The sequence below is a fragment of the Thioclava sp. JE_KL1 genome (assembly GCF_009296265.1).
Taxonomy (GTDB): Bacteria; Pseudomonadota; Alphaproteobacteria; order Rhodobacterales; family Rhodobacteraceae; genus Thioclava.
This window is the reverse complement of sequence record NZ_WBJS01000106.1, coordinates 1-424: the sequence shown is the minus strand read 5'-3', so window position 1 is coordinate 424 and position 424 is coordinate 1. Positions and strand designations below refer to the sequence as shown.

Genomic DNA, 424 nt, shown 5'->3' with positions numbered 1-424 from the left:
TGTCACCTCTCTCTGTTTTTTTAATTTATATTTTTATTTTCTTTTTAATGTCACAAATTCAAATGCATATTGATGTTTTTCATCTGCGTCATGCCACTCTTTTTCCAGAACGGACCAATCTGCATCATCCCATGCTGGAAAACTGGTATCTCCCTCTACCTTTGTCTGCACCCATGTCACATAAAGTTTATTAGCATATGGCAACATCTGCTTATAAAGCTCGCCGCCCCCCATGATGACAATTTCTGCTTCCGCCTGGCAACTCTCCAGTGCCTTCTCAATGGAGGTGTACACCTCAGCCCCTTCTGCAATGTAGTCAGCATTGCGAGTGATAATAAGATTACGTCTATTCGGCAAAGGTCGGCAACCTAATGACTCGAATGTCTTACGCCCCATCAACACAGTTTTACCTACTGTCTTAGCT

Annotated in this window: 1 protein-coding gene; it reads right to left on the bottom strand. The window is 42.5% G+C overall.

Annotated features, from left to right (window positions below):
* Positions 1–33: 33 nt before the first annotated feature.
* Positions 34–424 (bottom strand): dihydrofolate reductase (locus tag F8R15_RS21130; protein ID WP_152845895.1); only part of this gene is annotated, 391 nt, incomplete at its 5' end.